The organism is Novosphingobium aerophilum, assembly GCF_014230305.1.
Taxonomy (GTDB): Bacteria; Pseudomonadota; Alphaproteobacteria; order Sphingomonadales; family Sphingomonadaceae; genus Novosphingobium; species Novosphingobium aerophilum.
The window spans coordinates 1-2,542 of record NZ_JACLAU010000095.1 but is presented as its reverse complement, the minus strand read 5'-3'; the positions used below and the strand labels follow the sequence as shown (position 1 = coordinate 2,542).

Genomic DNA, 2,542 nt, shown 5'->3' with positions numbered 1-2,542 from the left:
GGTCGCTCTCGTCGCCATCATGCGAAAACTCATCACAGCCCTCAACGCCATGATCCGCAACAAGCAGAAATGGGCTCTCGCCTAGACGGTTGCTCCCCCGTTGTGCTTCGCAAAACGGGGGAGGATCGGAATGACTGCAACCAGGCGAAACGCGCCGTTCGAACATTCCCGCACACGCTCGAGAAACAGCCGGCAGAGGCACAGCCCATGGCCTCCCGCTGCCGCTGCCCCTCAGGCGAGACGCCCGTCGTGCAGGCGGTAGACGCGGTCCATCGCGAAGGCCAGCCGCTCGTTGTGAGTGACGATCAGCGCCGCGCTGCCCTCCCCGCGGACCAGTTCGAGGAACTGCTGCAGCACGATGTCGGCCGTGGCCTCGTCGAGGTTGCCGGTCGGCTCGTCGGCCAGCACCAGCCCGGGCCGGTTCGCCAGCGCCCGGGCCACGGCAACGCGTTGCTGTTCGCCGCCGGAAAGCTGGCTTGGCCGGTGGGACAGGCGTTCGCCCAGCCCCAGCGCGGTCAGCAATTCCCGCGCCCGGCGTTCGGCCCTGGCCCGCGCCTTGCCGGCGATGAGCTGCGGGAGAATGACATTCTCCAGCGCGGAAAAGTCCGGCAGCAGGTGGTGAAACTGGTAGACGAAGCCCAGGTGGTCCCGGCGCAGGGCGGCGCGACCGGCAGCGTCCTCGGCCGCGGCGTCGATCCCGCCGATCTCGATCGTGCCACCAAAGCCCCCCTCGAGCAGCCCGACCGCCTGCAGCAGGGTCGACTTGCCCGAGCCGGAGGGCCCCAGCAGCGCGACGATCTGCCCGGGACCGATCTCCAGATCGATCCCCTTGAGCACGTCGATCCGGACCCCGCCCTGCTCGAAGCTGCGGGTCACGCCGGTCAGGCGCACAACGGGGAGCGCATCACTCATAGCGCAGCACCTGGACCGGATCGGTGCTGGCCGCCTTCCACGCCGGGTAAAGTGTGGCGAGGAACGACAGGACGAGCGCCATCACGGAGATCGCGACGACCTCCATCGGATCGCTGCGGCTGGGCAGTTCGGACAGGAACCGGATCGACGGGTCCCACAGGTTCTGCCCCGTCAGGTACTGCACCGCGTTGACCACGCTCTGCCGGAAGAACAGGAACACCAAGCCCAGCGCCAGTCCCACGACGGTGCCGAGCGCGCCGATCAGGAAGCCGGCGGTCACAAAGATCTTCAGCAGGCTGCGCCGGGTCGCCCCCATGGTCCGCAGGATCGCGATGTCGCGGGTCTTGGCGCGCACCAGCATGATCAGCGAGGACAGGATGTTGAACACCGCGACCAGGACGATGATCGACAGCACGGTGAACATGGCCACCCGTTCGACCGACAGCGCCTCGAACAGGGCCGCGTTGATCGTCTTCCAGTCAGTGACCACGGCCTGCCCGGCCAGCTTGCGGCTGAGCGGGGCGAGGATTTCACCCACCCGGTCGGGATCGGTGGTCTTGACCTCGATCATCCCGATCGAATCGCCGCTGAGCAGCAGGGTCTGGGCATCGGGGATGGGCATGACCACGAAGGCGTTATCGTAATCGTAGACGCCGATCTCGAAGACAGCGGCCACGGTGTAGCCGATCTGGCGCGGGACCGTGCCGAAAGGCGTCGCGCGGCCCTGGGGATTGATGATGGTGATGGTATCCCCCACCCGCGCGCCCAGGTTTTCCGCCAGCCGCGATCCGATCGCCACCTGCCCGGCGCCGGGCCGCAGCAGGCCGACGTTCCCGGCCTTGACGCTGGGCTTGAGCCGATCGATGTCCGCCTGGGTGTTGCCGCGGGCCAGGATCCCCTCGACCCGGCCATTGAAGGTCACCAGCAGCGGCTGCTCGATCAGGGGCGAGGCACGGACCACGCCCGGGGTCGCCTGGACCTCCTTCAGCACCACCTGCCAGTTTTCCAGCCGCCCGCCATAGGCCTGGATCACGGCATGGCCGTTGAGCCCGACGATCTTGTCGAACAGCTCGGCCCGGAAGCCGTTCATCACGCTCATCACGATCACCAGGGCGGCGACGCCCAGGCTGACCGCGACCAGGCTGATGCCGGCTACCAGCGCGATGAACGCCTCGCCGCGGCCGGGAAGCATGTAGCGCTTGGCGATGGTCCATTCGAAGGGGGAGAGGATCAAGCGGGGCTCGTCTGCTGGGCCTGGGGTTGGCGGCCGAAACGCGGGACGCCGGTTTAGGGTCGCCAACGGGTGACGACAAGGACTTGTTGGGCCGAACACCGCGCAACCCTGTCCCGGCCGTTGCCACGCAAGCCCTGCCCCGGCTCAAGGCCGGGGCGACGATGGAAACGGGTGGGGTGATGTCTTGGTCGGGTGGGGAGTTGCCGTTCTTCGATCCTCCCCTGTTTCATCCGCAGGATGCAACGGGGGAGGTGTCAGCCGCCGCAGGTGGCTGACGGAGCGACTATCTGATTGGTCAAGTCCGCATGGCGAAGGCCTGACGGGTTTCCCGTGCTTTGGCATTGAGCCAGACGAGAAGTTTGTGAGCCAGAGCGATGCGAACGACCATTTTTGGTT

At 67.0% G+C, this 2,542-nt stretch carries 2 protein-coding genes; both read right to left on the bottom strand.

Annotation, left to right across the window (positions count from 1 at the left end; genetic code table 11):
• Positions 1-231: 231 nt before the first annotated feature.
• Entirely contained in the window at positions 232-912 is a 681-nt protein-coding gene (locus H7F49_RS19135) for an ABC transporter ATP-binding protein (RefSeq protein ID WP_185685142.1), read from the bottom strand.
• Positions 905-2,146, bottom strand: a complete 1,242-nt coding sequence (locus tag H7F49_RS19130; protein ID WP_185685141.1) for a lipoprotein-releasing ABC transporter permease subunit — start codon at positions 2,144-2,146, stop codon at positions 905-907. The genes H7F49_RS19135 and H7F49_RS19130 overlap by 8 nt, the downstream gene beginning before the upstream one ends.
• Between the last annotated feature and the right edge of the window lie 396 nt (positions 2,147-2,542).

What these genes read in the sequence shown, in the direction of transcription:
- H7F49_RS19135 (WP_185685142.1), bottom strand. Translation starts at nt 912, where the DNA reads ATGAGTGATGCGCTCCCCGTTGTGCGCCTGACCGGCGTGACCCGCAGC.